A 15886-nucleotide genomic window follows, 5' to 3' on the forward strand; every position below is an offset into this window, starting at 1 on the left:
AGAAATGTTTACCATAGGAATTTGAAGTGTTTAATTTTACTGAAAGCCAACTGAGCAATATTATAGCTGCACGTGACGAAGAGCGATATGCCGATGCGTATGATCTTGTCGTAAATTACGCCACAGATGGAGGAGGTACCCCCTTAGAGGGCGCTCAAAAGGAGGCGCTCATTTGGTTCGAAGGCGCAGCCGACGTAAACAGAGGTGTAGGTGCATTTTCAGACTTCATTAGAAATTATACAGCTGCTCAATGCAGTTACCGATGCCAGTCGAATTCGACTGCGTTCGATCTCCAGCAAGCATCCAATGACATCGCTATAGAAGTACTGGCAACTGATATAGGTACCAAAGCGGTTGAATGTCCAATTCAGATTTTGTTCGATTGTGAAGTGTAATGATGCTTAGAGTTCGCCCCCAACTTGTCATTCTTGTGGCAACTGTTCTCGTCGGGGTTATTTTTGTCAGCGCCCGCGGTGTTGGTTTCTTCCTTCAGTGCAACGCAATCGACGTTGACCAGGTCAAAATGAACACTGCCGAATTCTTTGTCGTAAACAGTAAGGTTGCGTCTGTTCCTCACGAAGGTAAAAGGTACAAAGGCTTTCCGTATGACAGCGCGGCCGAATATTTAGACGATTTCCCAGATTGTTGCCGTTATTACCCAGACGCTTTGATCGATGGGGCCGGTCGTCATCCGTTAACGTGGTGGGAGCGCAACGTTGAGGGCAAGTGCGGATTTGTTGGTGTCATCGTAAAAACGCGTTTTGCAGATGAGGGGCAAATTCGATTTACCGATGGAAGTGGTCGTGTCGGCATTGTTGATCATACTTTAAAAATTACTAGAGATCCAAAGGAACGATAAGTCATGGCGTTGCCAACAATTGAAGAAGTTATTTCATTATATCTATACGGACAAAACACACCTCCTTCTGATCTATCTAATGGCTCGTTGTTGCGTGGTCCCGATGCGACTTCTACAACTGACCCGATTTCCGTTCTTGAATACATGACGACAGGAGCTGGTAGATTTGCTTGTGCGTCGAATATCGAGCTCGTGAGCGCGAATTCGTTTTTCGAAGGCTGGGTTGCAACGGGGTGACACAATCGATGAATTTGGATGCGATATGTTGGGCCCTACTGAAACGGATTGGGTCGCGATTTCTAAATATGTTCAATCTGTTGGTGAATCAGCCTGAATAGGCGTGGGGCAAGCAGCCACACTTCCCAGCCTAGATCATAATCCGCGTGTCGGGGGTTCAAGTCCCTCTCCCGCTACCAAAATTTTCCTTATTTGCAGCTGGCTCGATGCGAAAAGGCACCTTTCGAATAGCGCTTACAATGTATTGAAAAGCTTTTGCCTATTCTAGTGCAGTCATGTTGAAGAACACTAGTTCGCGATATCTGGTTTGCCACGCGTTTCCGCTTCGATATCCCAGTATGGCTGCTGTTTGCCGATTTTATTCACCAGGAAATCGGCAAAAGCGCGTACTTTCATCGGCATATTTTGGCGCTCTGGAAAAACTGCGTAAAGCGCTTGTTTCGGGAAACTATATTCAGGCAGAACATGAACCAATCGACCGGCCGCGAGGTGTGCGCCTGCGATAAATGTGGGAAGGCGGCCAATGCCCAATCCGGCAATAAGTGCGGTGCACAATGCTTCACTATTGTTGGCTTGCAATGAGCCCTTGGTCCGAATATGCGTTGAGCCTTCTGGGCCAAATAAATGCCATTCAAACGGATCTCGCGAATAAGCATAATGCAGGCAATTATGTCTTATAAGCTCCTCAGGGTGCTGCGGGTTTCCGTGCTTTTCCAAATAATGGGGGGCGGCCACCAAAACAGAGTGAATTGGCGCCAACCGGCGTGCAATCAAAGCGGAATCGGGCAAAGTGCCCGCGCGCAGCGCCATATCCAGACCTGCTTCCACCAGATCCGTTATCTTGTCATCCATGGTCAATTCCAGCGTAATATCTGGATAGGTGCTCAGAAACTCTGTCAAAAGCGGCGCGACATGTAGCCGACCGAATGACATTGGGGCGCTAATTCTGAGATGCCCAACCGGATGGCCGTGCAGTGCGGCTACGGCGTCCTCCGCCTCTTGTGCTGAATCGAGCGCCTGCACTGCGTGGGCAAGATAAATCTCGCCGGCTTCGGTCAGGGAAATGTTTCGGGTTGTGCGATGGAATAGCTGGGTGCTCAGATGTGCCTCAAGCGCGCCGATGCGCTTGCTGATGGCAGATTTGGTGACTCCCAACCGCCGTGCGGCAGCGGCAAAGCCCTTGCATTCCGCGACGGCAACAAAAACCGGTATGGCGCCTATTTCGGTCATAAACACTCTCGTCGTCAACTTTTTCTCACCTATAAGTTTCGAAACTAGCCGATTATCGCCAATTGGTAAACGGAATAGTGTCCTTCCATCAAAGTGAAGGAGACGAGCATGACCAAAATGCTTATTAATGGGGTTTTGCGCGAAAAACCGACCCAGCCCGACGGACATTTCCAGCGTTTGCCCAGTCAATTCAGGCGTTGGATTGAAGCAGATCCTGGTGCGCCATTTCCTGCTGAACCCGGTCGCTATCATCTCTATCTGTCAAAAGCTTGCCCCTGGTGCCATGGCGTGGATTTGGTGCGCCGTCTTTGCAAGCTGGACGAGGTCGTATCGGTTACCTGGATGGCCGCCATTAGCGCAGAGCAGGGCTGGGTCATTGATCAGACGATGTTTGACGACGCGAGCGGTGTGCCGCGTGATCTCTATCTCTATCAGGTCTATCAGCGGGCGGCGCCGGACTTTACTGGCGCGATATCGGTGCCAATTTTGATAGACAAGAAAAGCGGCGAGATTGTCAGCACAGATTCTGCCGACATGATGCGAAATTTGGCCCAAATCTTTGCCGGTCCTAATGGTCCGGATCTTTACCCGGTAGCGCTGGAACGTGAAATTGACCAGCTTGCCGAGCTGATTCAGGCCCCGTTGCGCAACGGGGTTTATCGCGCCGGCTTTGCCACCAGCCAGGCAGCCTATGATGAAGCCGTTGAAGGTATATTTGCCACACTGGATAAGTTGGAGGAACGGCTCGCTACCCGCCGATATCTTACCGGCCCGCGCCTGACAGAAATTGATCTGAAACTCTTCCCGACATTGCAACGCTTTGATCCGGTTTATGTTACCCATTTCAAAATTGATCAGCATCGGCTTTCCGATTACCCCGCGCTGTCGCGCTATGTTGCCGATATGTCGCAATTGCCGGACGTGCGGTCCACAATCGATCTGCCCCATATCCGGACACACTATTTCCTCAGCCATCGCCACCTAAATCCACATGGGATCATCCCTAAGGGGCCTGCAAATCGTCATGTGACGATGGGCGAACAAACAGGAGCAGCCTAATGCCTCAGTTCATTAAATCTTTGCCCCCAACAGCTTTGATCATTGCCCTCGGCGCGTTGGTTGGTGTCAGCTTTTTGCTGTCAAAATTTGTTGCCATGGCAGGCCTTGCGCCGCAGATGGCGCTGTTCTGGCAACTTGCCTTTGCCTGTCTGGCCCTGTTTGTGCTGGCGCTCGTCAGCGGCCAGCGCCCGCCCTTGGGCTGGCAATATCTGGTTTATTATCTGGGCGCAGGTCTTTTGGGCATAAGCGGGCCAGCCCTGATTGCTTACGCGGTGTTGGGCTATATTTCTACGGGATTTTATGCCGCCTTGGTGACCTTGTCACCACTATTCACTTTTGCGATCACAGCTTTGGTGGAGCGGCGTATGCCGCATGTTCATCGGTTGATCGGCATTCTGATTGGTCTGGCGGGGATCAGTTTTGCCACTTTGGGCGGGTTTGACCTGTCCGGCGTGGCCGTCCACTGGATCATCCTTGCGATGCTGGGACCCGTTTTATTGGCCATGGGCAATGTGTTTCGCAGCCGCACCTATCCGCCAAACGCCGATCCTATGGGTTTGGCGATGGGCACATTGGCATTGCAGTTGATTTTGATTGGCGGGATTATGCTTTTTACCGGCCAATTTGCCCAAACGCCGATACCAACATCAGGCGCATTCATTTCGATCGCCGGTGTCGGGTTGATCACGGCCTTCAGCTATATCCTGACCTTTGAAGTGCAGCGCCGCACCGATGGGGTGGGCTTCGCACAGGTCGGCTATTTTGCCACGCTTTTCGGCATTGTATTTGGCGCCTTGGTATTTGGCGAACCGATTGGCTTGCCCCTCATGCTTTCGCTTCTGGTCCTGTTTCTGGGCCTGATGATCACCAATGGCCACCTCTCATTTTCCCGCTTACGGCAGCCGCGCAAGGTCTGACCTAACCTCACCCACTTAAAGGAGACTACACATGCAACTTGATACAGATACTCAGTCACCCCACACGCCACTCGTGGCCAAACTCTACACGGCGGTCGATGCCATGAATGCAACCGACATTGTCGCGCTGGTCGATGAGAACGTCCAATTTCGCCTCGGCAATTTCGATGCGATTTCCGGCCGGGATGCGGTGGAAGAGGCCAATGTCGGTTTTTTTGAAACCATCCTTGCCATGCACCATACCATTACTGGCATTTGGTCAAGCGGCGACACCGTCTTTTGCGAAGGGCGCGTGCATTATACGCGAAAGGATAAAAGTACCCACGAGGTGCCTTTTGCTGCACGTCTTGGACTGAACGGCGCTAAAATCATTGACTATTATGTCTATGTCGACATTTCGGGTCTCTAGCAAAACGCCCCATCGGCGATATCCGGTCGCCGATGGGGGCACCAAATACCGATTTGTTCGCCGTATGTTGTGCTTATCGTTGTTCGATGGCGCGGTGGAGGGCGCTGACGATATGTTGGCGCATCGCGGCGTCGGCTGCTGCCGGGTCGCGGGATTTTATGGCGTCGATGATGCCGAGATGTTCCTTCATCGTGGGGATAATCACGGCATTGTTCAATTGGGTTTGTTCTTGTTTGATCAGCCTGATTTTGATCATGTTGACCCGATAGGCATCACCGATGATCCGGTTGCCCAAAGCATCAACAATGGCGTGGTGAAACCCCCAGTCGATCGCTTGAGCCCTGGCCACCAGTTCGGGCTGAATGCCCTCATGCGCGGCCGCGTTTTCACATTCGGCGATGATGGCGCGGTGTTCCTGATCATGTCGCTCAATGTCAGCATCGCTTGCTCTTTGGGTGAACAAAGCGGTGGCTTCTGTTTCAATAAATATCCTGAACTCAAATGCATCTCGAATAAGATTGAGATCAACATGGGCAATCTGCATGCCGCGCTTGGGCACGGTCTTTATCAAGCCCTCGGCTTCCAAACGGGGGATCAATTCTCGAATGGCGCCTAGCCCCAGTCCGGTCAGCTCCACCAACTCACGTTGTGAAACGAACTGTCCGGGGCGAAGGGATCGCGCGAGCAAATGTTCCGTGAAGCTTCCATAGGCCTGTTCGCGTAGATTGCCTGGTGCTTTATTGTTCACTTTGAAGCCTTCATCTGGTTAAACATTTATATCGTGTACCAAAAGCCTGATCTTTGACAACAAATCCGTTTTTGGCAACGGACACACGGATTTGCCGATAGTATTTGCGGTGTCCCCATCAATCAATGGTGAGGGCGTCATATTCACGGATCAGCTGCTCGCCGACGTTGGTGGGCAATTCAACCAGCGGTGCTCTCACGCGTTTAAACTCAGCATCATTTCTAACATGGGCTGTGAGAAGCTTTACGGCGGGGTTGACCGGGTTGGCAACCACAAGGTCGACGACCTTGCAGACAATTTCGCCCTGGTCGCCGTTATGAATGATCTGGCGCAATCGCGCGGGCATAAAATTGGCTGTGCCGCAGATTGACCCTTGGGCGCCATGGGCCATGGCCTTGGGCAAAAGACGTTCGTCTCCCACAAGAACGGCAAGATCACCGTGGTTTGCCAGATAATCTTGCGTCGCTTCCCAGTTCCCTGAACTGTCCTTGATGCCCACAATGGTGTCAGGAAAGGTTGTCCGAAGTCTTGCAATCAAATCTGACGAAAGCGGCACGCCTGTTTGGCTGGGAATATGGTACATGATGATGTTTTTGCATTGCGCGCCGATGCGCTGAAACACATCGCTAAACCAGTTGAACAATCCATCATCAGTTACCCCTTTCATGAAAAAGGGCGGCGCCATTAAGAGGTGCGTTGCGCCATCACGATAGGCAGATAGCGCTTGATCCGCAGCGCCTGCGGCATCGCTGGACAAAACCCCCACGCAAATCGGCGTATCAGGCCCTAGCGCTTCGCGAACCGCTTGCTGAACTTCATGGCGCTCAGACGCGCTGATGCCATAGCCTTCGCCCGTTGTGCCAAAAAGCGTTACGCCATCGCATCCTTCATCAATGAGCGCTTTTGCGTGCTGTGCCGCCCGATCAATGTCGGGCGTGCCGGAAGCCTGAAATGGGGTGATCATGGCCGCATATAGGCCAAAGATATCTCGTTTTGTCATTGTATTCTTTCGTTATTCTTTTGCGCCTTTGTGGCGTGGGTGTCGCTATTGTTGGGTGCCGCACCAATTCACGGTGATGCCCAGTTTTGTGGCCAAACATGCTTTTGCAGTGGCGGCCTCAATGGCGTCGGATTTGGAATTGGCGTAGGCCACCTGAATGTGGTTCGCTTTGTGGCTTGCCATGAGTTGATCGCGGCCGACGCCGTCGAGGACGGCATGCATGATTGGCCATTCAGGGGTGGTCGCTTCACTGCGGCGCTTGGTTTCAGCCGCTGGTAGCGACACCACGCTGCCCACACCGATGTCCATATGCAGGTCTTCGCCCACAACATAGATGCGGGACCAGACGATTTCGCCGGGCTTTGCAACCCCCTTCATGGTGCCGCCGCCAAGGCGGAAATACATGGGGGGCTGGCGGTAGCTTTCAGTGCCTTGCCAGCCATCAATATGATGCGCTGGCGGTGTGGCGCCGGAAATCTCAAAGACCCAAATAAAGTCATCATGGGTGTTGCTGTGGTCGCGGTCGCCCCAGCGGATGTCGTGGAGCGTTGTCTCTACGGGCTGCCCCAGCGTGCGGTGTACTAAATTCGTCAAAATGCCGTCGACGCCAGCGCACTCGTCCACTTCATTGAAATGAACGATCGCTTTGCCGGGCCGAATTGGTGCGCCATTCCGATCTGGCGCATCGGGCCGGTCGTCATTGTTGAGCATGCCTTCTACAAGGTCGGAGGCGGGCAGGAGATCTTTCAAGCCCTGCTGATATTGGATGCCAATCGCATCGCAACCAAAGTCGTCTGCAAGGCGACAGGCCGCGATGTACATGCGGCATTGCTCGAGCACTTGCGCCTCGGTCAAATCCGTTTCTGGGTTAGAGCCAAAATGAAACTTCATACCTTTCTCCTTTAGCCAGGAGAAAACAGACGCGGCTTCGGCCTCATCGACGCATTGGGTTTCATAATAAAGCGTTGATTGGGAAAGGCGTTCCTTAAACATGCCCATCTTGGCAAGCGGGGCGTCCGGGATAATGGCGTTATACATGCCCATGCATCCCTCATCGAAGACGCCAAAAATGATCTTGTCCTGCAGTATTTTTTTGCTCAACTCATCGGCAATCTGTTGGGATTGTGAGGAGGCATTTTGCGGTTGGAAGGGCTTTACATGGGACAGATCGTGCGAAATCTGCCCGGTTTTTAGCCAGTCCGCGAGCTTGTTTTTGAAGAAATCGTCATCAAAATTTTCACTCCACAAGGTTGAGTAGGGCACTTCGGCCTTGGTCAAAGAGCCGTTGAGATTGAGCATCCCCACAAGGCCCGGCCATGTGCCTGACCAATTGGCCACGGTCAGGATGGGCCCCTTATGATGGATTAATCCGGGCAAAACGTGGTGGGAATATTGCCACACAGCTTCCGCCACTATGATCGGCGCATTCGGATCAATGTCTTTAAATGCGTCCATACCTTCGCGTTGGGATGCAAGAAAACCATGACCCTTGTCCGCTTTAAAAGGGTGCGCGCGCTTCACAGCATAGCCGTTTTCTTCCAGCACTTTGGTCAGTGCGGCTTCCATTTCAGCTTGAGCTGCCCAGCAGGTCTGGTTGGCACTCTCGCGCAAATCGCCGCTGGCGAATAAAAGAATTTCGGGTGTGCTCATGGCTTTACTCCTCGGACTGCATCAATGCCTGGTAAGCGGCGTAATCGGATTGCATTTTCAAAAACACTTGATATTTCGCGTCATGGTAGCGGCGTACCGCTGTGCCGCGCGGTGATATTTGAGCGGCGCCACCGCTCATCATTTTCATGGCTTGCTCTAATGAGTTGAACTGTCCGCCTGCCATTGCGCCCAACATGGCGCTCCCCAGCAAAACAGGTTCTTTGGTCTCGGGGACCAAAATCGTGCATCCCGTCGCGTCGGCATGTTCGCGCAAATACAGTTTGTTTTGTGCCAGCCCGCCGCTCACCACGATGGTATCGATTCCTACACCTTTATCGTTGAGCTGCTCGATGATCTGACGGGTGCCATAGGCGAGGGCTTGCAGCGTTGCGAGATATTGCCGGGCAAGGCTGGCCAGATCAGTTTGTGGTGTGAGACCAACAATCGCCCCTTTACGCGTTGGATCGGCCAAAGGGGATCGATTGCCCAAAAAGTCCGGCTGCACATGCAAATCTGACGTCAATAGATGGGTCTGGGTTTCCTCACCGGACAGCGCCTCCAGTTCGGCCTGCAAGATTGTGTAGATATTGGTGTTGTTGGCCTCAGCCTTCTCACGCAACTCAGGTGCCGCCGCATGGCCCGCAATAATTCGGTCTATCAGGGCGCCGGCAAAAGACTGTCCGGCCTCATTGACCCAACGTTCTGGCGTCAGGCTGGAAAAATATGGTCCCCACACCCCGGGCACAAATACCGGGTCTGTTGTGGTGACGATGTGGCAGGCAGAGGTGCCGGAAATCAGCGCGAGTTTTTCGCCTTGCCCGGCATCAGTGCCAGTGGTTTCGGTGCCCAGCGTGCCAAGAGCGCCTGCATAAGCGTCAATCAAACTCGTGCCGACCGGCGTGCCCGGCTGTAGGCCAAGTTCGGCTGCGGCTTGTTCGCTCAGTCCTTCGCCCACGCTTGTGCCAGGCTGAGCAAAGTGCTGTCCAATTTTGCGGGCATTGTCTTCTAGAACCTCATCCAAATCGAGCGCGGCGAAAAAGGATTCGCTCCAGCCCTCTCCCTCGGTGCCCTTTGGCGATTCATAGGTCCATTTGCAGGTGGTGCTGCATAGTGAACGCACGAACGTGCCGGTTGCGCGATGCACCAGCCAATCGGGGAGATCGAAAAAGTGCGCGATGCGGCCAAAGCTTTCCGGCATGTTTTCTTTCAGCCACAAAAGCTTAGGCACTTCCATTTCAGGAGAGATCTTGCCGCCGGTATATTGCAGGATCGGATCGTTTAGCGCCTCAATGCGCTTGGCCTGGGCGGTCGCGCGATGATCCATCCAAACAATGATGTTGCGATCATCCTCGCCGGTCGGGCTGATGGTCACAGGGGCATTGTTTTCATCGACCGCCACCAAAGAACACGTCGCATCGAAACCGATTCCACAGACTTGCGCCGCGGATATGCCGCCTTCTTCTAGTGCGGCATGCATGGCGTGGCAGATTGCAGCCCAAATGTTGGTTGAGGACTGTTCTGCATAGTCGGGCTGCGGGTGCCACATGGTGATGTTTTTTGACGCTGTGCTTTGCAGCTCGCCTGATTCAGAAAAAAGGCCAACGCGTGCACTGCCTGTGCCAACATCGATGCCGGCAAAAAAGCGATTGGTCATGTTTGGTTACCCGTTACTTCAGCTAAATAATCAATCAATTTTGTAAGATCGATGTAACATGTTACCTTGACATCACGCAACTTAATTGTAACAACTTGGGCGAAATCGCGTGGGACATTGCCTTTACCGCTTTAGAAATTGCGCACCCCGCAAGCTAAGGCAGATCGGCGAAAAGAGCGTGGTTGCGATGTCTCAGTCCGGTTTGAAATCGGCTGGGGATATCTCAGTTAACCGAACTCGATCAATGCGATCAGAAGGGTTCAAGGACTTGCCGCGATGAGAAATCGCGGTGAAAATTGTTTGGAGGAGACCTATCAATGATGAAATTTACTCGCCGTGTGGCGTTGGCGTTAACAGCTGCAGCTTTGGTCAGCCCGGCGCTGGCCGCGGATAAAATTACGCTGCGGATGTCCACACCAGCGTCTGACACTGATCAGCGTTCTGTGGCCCTGGAAGAGATTTTTGCGCCAGCAGTTGCAGACTTTGCGACATATGAACCGCACTATAATGGTTCTTTGATCAAGCAGGGCGCGGAGCTCGAATCGATTGCCTCAGGTGACTTGGAAATGTCGATTGCCTCAGCGCAGGAACTCGCGCAGTTCTTCCCTGAGTTTTCTATTTTTGCAACCGGCTATGTGCATCAGGATGCCGAGCATCAGGTGCGGGTGTTCAACGATCCTTTGATGGATCCGTTTAAGGAAAAAGCAGAAGCAGAGCTTGGCGTTAAGCTGCTGACTGTGATGTATCTGGGTCGTCGTCATGTCAATTTGCGTCAGACCAAGGAAGAGCTGACCGTGAATACGCCTGACGATCTTGCTGGCATTAATCTGCGCATGCCGGGCACCGATGCATGGCAGTTCCTGGGCAAGGCATTGGGGGCAAACCCAACACCAATGGCTTTCACTGAAGTGTATACAGCCTTGCAGACTGGCTCCGTTGACGGCCAGGACAATCCTTTGCCGACCGTGGTTGATGCCAAGTTCTATGAAGTGACCAATCAAATCGCGTTGACATCGCATCTAGTCGATCTGAACTATGTGGCGCTGTCAAAAGCGGCTTGGGATGCCCTGACACCAGAGCAGCAGGCGACCATGCAAGAAGCAGCTGATGCCGCAGCGGCAAGCGCACGTGAAAAGCAGTTGCAAAAAGAAGCTGATCTTGTGGCGTTTCTGGAATCTGAAGGTTTGGAAATCTATGAGCCAAATCTAGAAGCGTTCCGGGAGCACGTTCAAGCCCAGTATGTGGGCTCAGAGTTTGCCAAGTCTTGGCCTGAAGGCGTTCTGGCCGAAATCAACGCGCTTGGAAATTAATCCACTTTCAAAGTGTGGAGAGAGGCGTTTAATACGCCTCTCTCGATAGTGTCTAATTACAATGCTTATCCACCCGGGTGGATGCATTTGTCCAAGGTAGAGTTTGATGAGGCAGATTTACGCCGCATTTGTGAAGTTCGCCGAAACCGTCGCTGCCCTCATGATGGCTGCGATGTTTTTGACGTTCATATTGCAAATTTTTGTCCGATATTCGGCCCGTTTGGACTGGTTGGCTGAACTCTTCCCCTTTCTCACCCCATCCAATTTTGGGTGGACGTTGGAATTTTGCCTCTTTCTCTGGGTTTGGCTAGTGTTCTGGGGAAATGCCTTTGTGGTGCGCCAACACGACCATGTCAGGTTTGACATTCTTTTTAACATGGTCAGCCCTGCAATCCGGCGCTGGATCGTCATCCTGTCAAGCACAGTAATTTGCTTGGTCTTGCTGTTTTCGATTGAACCCACCTGGTCCAAATTTGCGATTTTGAGGCTTAAAAAGACCGCAAGCCTGGGCGCTGTTTTTGGCGATTGGGTGCGCATGCGAGACATCTATTCCATTTACATTTTGTTCCTTGCCGTTGTTGCGCTCCGCTATGGTTGGGCAGCGTACAAAGCCATCCGATTTGGCGCTGAGGATCATGTCGTGTCAGTTCAGGATAGTACCGAAAAATGACCCTTGAATTCATCCTGTGTATTTCGACGCTTGTTTTGTTTGCAGGCATCGGAACGCCGATTGGTCTGTCTATTCTAATCGCCGTTAGCGTGTATTTGCTGGTGAGTGGCGCCGGTATGGGCGTGGCAGGCAAAGTGTTAATGGACGGCCTTTACCAAGGTTTTGTCCTACTGGCGGTGCCCCTATTTATTGTCGCCGCCAACATCATGAATGCCGGCTCGATCAGCGACAGGCTTCTGGCCTTTTGCGTGGCGCTTGTCGGTCGTTTCCGCGGCGGCATGGGACATGTAAATATCGTCGCATCGCTCATTTTTTCGGGCATGTCAGGTTCTGCCGTGGCCGACGCGGCGGGTATTGGCAAGATCATCATTCAAATGATGACCAAGAGTGGTCATTACACGCGCGGATATGCGGCGGCGATCACCGCAGCCTCGGCCACCATCGGGCCCATTATTCCGCCCTCCATTCCAATGGTGCTCTATGCCTTGGTGTCCAATACATCCATTGGCTATTTGTTTTTGGGCGGCATCGTGCCTGGCCTCTTTATGGGCGGCGTCTTGATGCTGATGAACTGGTATCTGTCGAAAAGGCGTGGATTTGCGTTTGAGGAACCGACACCCTTGCGGGAGTTGCCAGCCAAAACCTTTAATGCTTTCCCGGCACTGCTGATGCCCGCGATCCTGCTCTATGGTATTTATGGCGGCGTGACCACGCCCACCGAGGCAGCGGCTGTCGCGGCATTGTACGCTTTGGTGTTGGCCGGGCTCTTTTATCGGACCTTAACATTCAAATCTTTGCTGAATATTCTAGTAGACAGTGCGCGCTCGTCTGCGGCGGTTGGTCTGGTGATCGGTGGCGCCCTCATTTTGAATTATGTCGTCGCCTCCGAGAATATACCGACGCTTTTGGCGCAGCATCTGGTGGGTCTGGATATCGATCCATTGCTGTTTTTACTGAGCGTCAACCTGCTATTGCTGTTGCTGGGATGTGTGCTCGACGCGACCACGATTATTCTGGTGATCATTCCTTTGTTTATACCGGCCTGCCGGGAGTTGGGAATCGATCTGGTGCATTTCGGGGTCGTGGCGGTTGTGAACTCGATGATCGGGTTGATCACGCCACCTTATGGGGTGTTGCTGTTCGTCATATCAGCGGTTTCTCGTATCCCGCTGTCCGAGATCATCGCCGAGGTTTGGCCGTTCCTATGTGCGTTGCTCTTCGCGCTGTTGTGCATGGTGCTTTGGCCAGAGCTTGTCTTAACCCTGCCACGTCTATTCGGCTATGCCGGATAGGCGCTTAAGGTGGCGTGTTTTTAATGTATCATTTCGAAATGTAATGGAGCGGATATGAAATTTTTCGTCGACACAGCAGAAGTCGCTGAAATCAAAGAACTCAATGAATCTGGCCTTTTGGATGGTGTCACCACCAACCCTAGCCTGATCGCCAAATCCGGCCGTGACTTTATTGAAGTGGTGAAGGAAATTTGTGACCTGATTGACGGTCCTGTTTCTGCCGAAGTGGCCGCCACAGACTATGATGGCATGGTGAAAGAGGGCGATTACCTCGCCTCACTGGCCGACAATGTCGTGATCAAACTGCCTTTGACCATGGATGGTTTGAAAGCCTGTCGCTATTTCACCAATAAGGGCGTGAAAACAAATGTGACCCTTTGCTTTTCCATCAACCAAGCCCTGTTGGCCGCCAAAGCTGGCGCAACCTATGTATCGCCCTTTATTGGCCGCTTGGATGACATCAATTTGGATGGCATGCAGCTGATCGAAGATATCCGCACGGTTTATGACAATTACGGTTTTGAAACCGAAATTTTGGCGGCGTCTATCCGTTCAGCCAACCATGTGAGCGATAGCGCGCTTGCGGGTGCTGATGTGGCGACCATTCCACCAGCGGTGATCCGCAAACTGGCTGAACATCCATTGACCGCAAAAGGCCTTGAAGCCTTCGTCAATGACTGGAAATCAACCGGTCAATCAATCCTTTAGTTGAAGTCGAATACTAAAGGCTGACTAAGCATTGGATTAGATGCAATAGATTAGTTGAGTGATTGAAAAATGGTGTGCGAGCGGTGTTCGGACCCAAATGCCGGTTTTTCCTAGCAGTTTTGATTGGTTTCAATAGAAAGCTGCTTAGCTAGTCATATCAAGTAACCCCACACGGGCTGGTCGGCATCTGTGTGGGGCACAAACGTTGTCTAACCTCCCGTCGCAACTCATAACCCTTTGTTCAGCGGAGCTATGGCGCCGAGTGTCTGGTGGCGCGCAATGGCGGCCTTCTCTCGATGATGCGGGGTCTTTTCTGGGACTTCTCTAAGCAGTTCAGCTAACTTGGCGGGCGCGCAGCTGTGCCGATCTTTGGTCGCGCTAGAATGTGGGTGTTGTTTAGCTTTGACAACGTTATTCTATTTTGTGTTTTTTTAGCTTTGGTTTTATGGGGTTTATCTAATTGGGGGAGCAAGCTCCTTAGTTTGTTCAAGCTTATACTTCTCCTTTTTGCATGGATAATCGGGTTGCGGATCGCCTTGGTTTTGTTTGACATCTTCATACTAATCCCTGGGCGACGAAGATTTGCTGGCCGCGTAGGGCTGAATCAAAACTACCAACAAACGACCCCATTGAATTGGCCCGGATCTGAATTCCTTTAGAACAGGAATAGGATGTAATATGGTGAGTACTTAACGTGGGGGCTGAGCATTTCAGGTGATTGGAACCTCCCATTAGCCGACATTCGTGGCACTTGGGCTAAATAGTAATATTTGCACCAGAACTGCGCTCATAGTTTTATGCTGAATGCTTTGAAGCTTTTCATCGGGCGTGTTTGTCTTCTGCCAGTGATTATCTGTACTCCATCGGAGGTACAGCGACGCTGGTCAACGAAGGTTGCCATTTAGATTTAATGCGCTGACGATCTAGCAGGCTTGGCCCCAAAGTGCGTATTGTCTTTTGCTTGTTATATTTGGGCTTTTGTATAAACATACACTTTTAAATATAAAACCCATGTTTTTGAACTATTTCAGATTGTTTGTAATATTAATTTCTTTTATATATTAATTTATAATATAAATTTTAAAAATAATTGATATTCCTATATATGAATATTATTTTTGACTATATAATTAAAATTTTAAGTTTTATATTTTGTCATTGACCTCAATGATTAATAATCTATAAATTCTGTTAGACATTTATTTAATTAACTTTTTAGGACGAGTTTTGTATCATGGCTGAGTCTGCCACACTTAATCCGAAATCCGGTAAATCTTCCAAAAAAACATCTAAAGAAAATGGGCAAAAGGCCAAGCCTAACGGGGCGGCGGGCGCTTCTGATCAGAAGGCCAATCCACAACTTGATCCAGCGATGCTGGAAAAGATTGCCGCGGTGCGGACGAAGGTGCACGAGACGTTTGGTAAAGTTGCATTGGCGATGATGGCGTTGCCGCGTTATCGGCATTTATCTTTGCTTGATCTGAACCATGTGCTTTTGGAGCCGCTGGTGCGGGACCGGGTGGCGATTGCCACGGCGGCCAAATCAGAGGAGGCGGCGTCAGGTGCTGACTCATTGTCAGGCGTCGCGCTTTGGGCTTCGGTTTCTGAGGAGGTGGATGCAAAAATCCGTGAGCAGATCAAGGCCGGCGTTTTCCCTGTGCGGCTTTCGGCAAAGGAATGGGATTCGGGCAATATCAACTGGCTGCTCGATGTGATCGCGCCCAATCAAAAACTCACCACCTCCGTAATCGCCAATTTCAAGCAGATCATTAAAGAGGGCGATTTGCGTATTCATCCGCTGATCACGAGGTTGGTTGATCCGGAAACTCTTAAGAAAATGGGCGCTGAGCCTGTGGGGAAGTCTGAGGACGCGTAGTCAATATAGGCATCGCATTCAATATTTTATTTTTCCTGCAGAGGCGGCAGCTGGCCTAATTTACTGCCTATTCTGCATTTATACTGATAACAATATTTAGGGTGGCAATATGCCCTCAAAAAGATTTGAAAACTTAATCAACTCTGCTTGCGCATTACCTTTCTGTGCCGCTGCACGCTGGAGACCTGTTCAAGGTTCTCATTCATACAATGTCTTCCGTCATGTTATTGCTTCTCCATATAACGATTCAGGAATGGAGAAGAAAAC

The 15886-nt window shown here is 51.4% G+C and carries 16 protein-coding genes; 11 read left to right on the top strand and 5 right to left on the bottom strand.

Annotation, left to right across the window (positions count from 1 at the left end):
• Positions 1 to 26 precede the first annotated feature (26 nt).
• From MXMO3_RS04605 to MXMO3_RS18625, 3 genes are read left to right on the top strand one after another with little or no spacing between them, the layout of a single operon-like run.
• Positions 27 to 395: a hypothetical protein gene (locus MXMO3_RS04605; protein WP_117395097.1), complete on the top strand. Its 369-nt coding sequence runs from the start codon at positions 27 to 29 to the stop codon at positions 393 to 395.
• Entirely contained in the window at positions 395 to 859 is a 465-nt protein-coding gene (locus tag MXMO3_RS04610) for a hypothetical protein (protein WP_117395098.1), read from the top strand. Before MXMO3_RS04605 ends, MXMO3_RS04610 begins: the two co-directional genes overlap by 1 nt.
• 3 nt (positions 860 to 862) lie before the next feature.
• Complete coding sequence (locus MXMO3_RS18625) at positions 863 to 1096, top strand: hypothetical protein (protein WP_162889133.1); 234 nt, start codon at positions 863 to 865, stop codon at positions 1094 to 1096.
• 288 nt (positions 1097 to 1384) lie between these two features.
• Here MXMO3_RS18625 and MXMO3_RS04615 read toward each other — a convergent pair whose 3' ends face one another.
• Positions 1385 to 2326, bottom strand: a complete 942-nt coding sequence (locus tag MXMO3_RS04615) for a LysR family transcriptional regulator (RefSeq protein ID WP_117395099.1) — start codon at positions 2324 to 2326, stop codon at positions 1385 to 1387.
• A gap of 108 nt (positions 2327 to 2434) precedes the next feature.
• On the opposite strand from MXMO3_RS04615, the gene MXMO3_RS04620 reads away from it, so the two are divergent.
• Genes MXMO3_RS04620 through MXMO3_RS04630 form a run of 3 tightly spaced genes read left to right on the top strand, consistent with a single transcriptional unit; the run spans position 2435 to position 4711 of the window.
• Positions 2435 to 3385, top strand: coding sequence for a glutathione S-transferase family protein (locus MXMO3_RS04620; protein ID WP_117395100.1), 951 nt, complete (start codon positions 2435 to 2437; stop codon positions 3383 to 3385).
• On the top strand, positions 3385 to 4302 hold the full coding sequence (locus MXMO3_RS04625; RefSeq protein ID WP_117395101.1) for a DMT family transporter: 918 nt from the start codon (positions 3385 to 3387) through the stop codon (positions 4300 to 4302). The genes MXMO3_RS04620 and MXMO3_RS04625 overlap by 1 nt, the downstream gene beginning before the upstream one ends.
• Before the next feature lie 31 nt (positions 4303 to 4333).
• Positions 4334 to 4711 carry a nuclear transport factor 2 family protein gene (locus MXMO3_RS04630; RefSeq protein ID WP_117395102.1) on the top strand — a complete coding sequence of 126 codons (378 nt, stop codon included), beginning with the start codon at positions 4334 to 4336 and terminating at the stop codon, positions 4709 to 4711.
• Positions 4712 to 4784: 73 nt separating this feature from the next.
• Here MXMO3_RS04630 and MXMO3_RS04635 read toward each other — a convergent pair whose 3' ends face one another.
• The 4 genes from MXMO3_RS04635 to MXMO3_RS04650 form a co-directional block, all read right to left on the bottom strand.
• A complete protein-coding gene (locus MXMO3_RS04635; RefSeq protein WP_027834857.1) occupies positions 4785 to 5459 on the bottom strand; it encodes a GntR family transcriptional regulator in 675 nt (224 codons plus the stop codon).
• A 118-nt stretch (positions 5460 to 5577) separates the two neighbouring features.
• The gene (locus MXMO3_RS04640) at positions 5578 to 6459 is read right to left on the bottom strand and encodes a dihydrodipicolinate synthase family protein (protein ID WP_117395103.1); all 882 of its coding nucleotides are present in this window, start codon (positions 6457 to 6459) and stop codon (positions 5578 to 5580) included.
• A gap of 45 nt (positions 6460 to 6504) precedes the next feature.
• Positions 6505 to 8109 carry a fucose isomerase gene (locus MXMO3_RS04645; RefSeq protein WP_117395104.1) on the bottom strand — a complete coding sequence of 535 codons (1605 nt, stop codon included), beginning with the start codon at positions 8107 to 8109 and terminating at the stop codon, positions 6505 to 6507.
• Positions 8110 to 8113: 4 nt separating this feature from the next.
• Entirely contained in the window at positions 8114 to 9763 is a 1650-nt protein-coding gene (locus MXMO3_RS04650; protein WP_117395105.1) for an FGGY-family carbohydrate kinase, read from the bottom strand.
• A gap of 317 nt (positions 9764 to 10080) precedes the next feature.
• Between MXMO3_RS04650 and dctP the strand changes: the two genes are divergently transcribed.
• The 5 genes from dctP to MXMO3_RS04680 all read left to right on the top strand — a co-directional run bounded on the left by dctP (position 10081) and on the right by MXMO3_RS04680 (position 15619).
• Entirely contained in the window at positions 10081 to 11073 is a 993-nt protein-coding gene (gene dctP / locus MXMO3_RS04655) for a TRAP transporter substrate-binding protein DctP (RefSeq protein ID WP_117395106.1), read from the top strand.
• 106 nt (positions 11074 to 11179) lie between these two features.
• Positions 11180 to 11743, top strand: coding sequence for a TRAP transporter small permease (locus tag MXMO3_RS04660; protein ID WP_117395107.1), 564 nt, complete (start codon positions 11180 to 11182; stop codon positions 11741 to 11743).
• Complete coding sequence (locus MXMO3_RS04665) at positions 11740 to 13035, top strand: TRAP transporter large permease (RefSeq protein ID WP_117395108.1); 1296 nt, start codon at positions 11740 to 11742, stop codon at positions 13033 to 13035. The genes MXMO3_RS04660 and MXMO3_RS04665 overlap by 4 nt, the downstream gene beginning before the upstream one ends.
• A gap of 54 nt (positions 13036 to 13089) precedes the next feature.
• Positions 13090 to 13743 carry a fructose-6-phosphate aldolase gene (fsa, locus tag MXMO3_RS04670; RefSeq protein WP_027834850.1) on the top strand — a complete coding sequence of 218 codons (654 nt, stop codon included), beginning with the start codon at positions 13090 to 13092 and terminating at the stop codon, positions 13741 to 13743.
• A gap of 1234 nt (positions 13744 to 14977) precedes the next feature.
• A complete protein-coding gene (locus MXMO3_RS04680; RefSeq protein ID WP_117395110.1) occupies positions 14978 to 15619 on the top strand; it encodes a toxin-activating lysine-acyltransferase in 642 nt (213 codons plus the stop codon).
• The last annotated feature ends 267 nt before the right edge of the window (positions 15620 to 15886 follow it).

This window comes from Maritalea myrionectae, from assembly GCF_003433515.1.
Taxonomy (GTDB): Bacteria; Pseudomonadota; Alphaproteobacteria; order Rhizobiales; family Devosiaceae; genus Maritalea; species Maritalea myrionectae.

Bases quoted from the DNA above. Each gene is read 5' to 3' on its own strand.
- MXMO3_RS04630 (WP_117395102.1), top strand. From the start codon at position 4,334: ATGCAACTTGATACAGATACTCAGTCACCCCACACGCCACTCGTGGCC.
- MXMO3_RS04625 (WP_117395101.1), top strand. From the start codon at position 3,385: ATGCCTCAGTTCATTAAATCTTTGCCCCCAACAGCTTTGATCATTGCC.
- MXMO3_RS04620 (WP_117395100.1), top strand. From the start codon at position 2,435: ATGACCAAAATGCTTATTAATGGGGTTTTGCGCGAAAAACCGACCCAG.
- dctP (WP_117395106.1), top strand. From the start codon at position 10,081: ATGATGAAATTTACTCGCCGTGTGGCGTTGGCGTTAACAGCTGCAGCT.
- MXMO3_RS18625 (WP_162889133.1), top strand. From the start codon at position 863: ATGGCGTTGCCAACAATTGAAGAAGTTATTTCATTATATCTATACGGA.
- MXMO3_RS04650 (WP_117395105.1), bottom strand. From the start codon at position 9,763: ATGACCAATCGCTTTTTTGCCGGCATCGATGTTGGCACAGGCAGTGCA.
- fsa (WP_027834850.1), top strand. From the start codon at position 13,090: ATGAAATTTTTCGTCGACACAGCAGAAGTCGCTGAAATCAAAGAACTC.
- MXMO3_RS04610 (WP_117395098.1), top strand. From the start codon at position 395: ATGATGCTTAGAGTTCGCCCCCAACTTGTCATTCTTGTGGCAACTGTT.
- MXMO3_RS04640 (WP_117395103.1), bottom strand. From the start codon at position 6,459: ATGACAAAACGAGATATCTTTGGCCTATATGCGGCCATGATCACCCCA.
- MXMO3_RS04665 (WP_117395108.1), top strand. From the start codon at position 11,740: ATGACCCTTGAATTCATCCTGTGTATTTCGACGCTTGTTTTGTTTGCA.
- MXMO3_RS04615 (WP_117395099.1), bottom strand. From the start codon at position 2,326: ATGACCGAAATAGGCGCCATACCGGTTTTTGTTGCCGTCGCGGAATGC.
- MXMO3_RS04660 (WP_117395107.1), top strand. From the start codon at position 11,180: ATGAGGCAGATTTACGCCGCATTTGTGAAGTTCGCCGAAACCGTCGCT.
- MXMO3_RS04645 (WP_117395104.1), bottom strand. From the start codon at position 8,109: ATGAGCACACCCGAAATTCTTTTATTCGCCAGCGGCGATTTGCGCGAG.
- MXMO3_RS04680 (WP_117395110.1), top strand. From the start codon at position 14,978: ATGGCTGAGTCTGCCACACTTAATCCGAAATCCGGTAAATCTTCCAAA.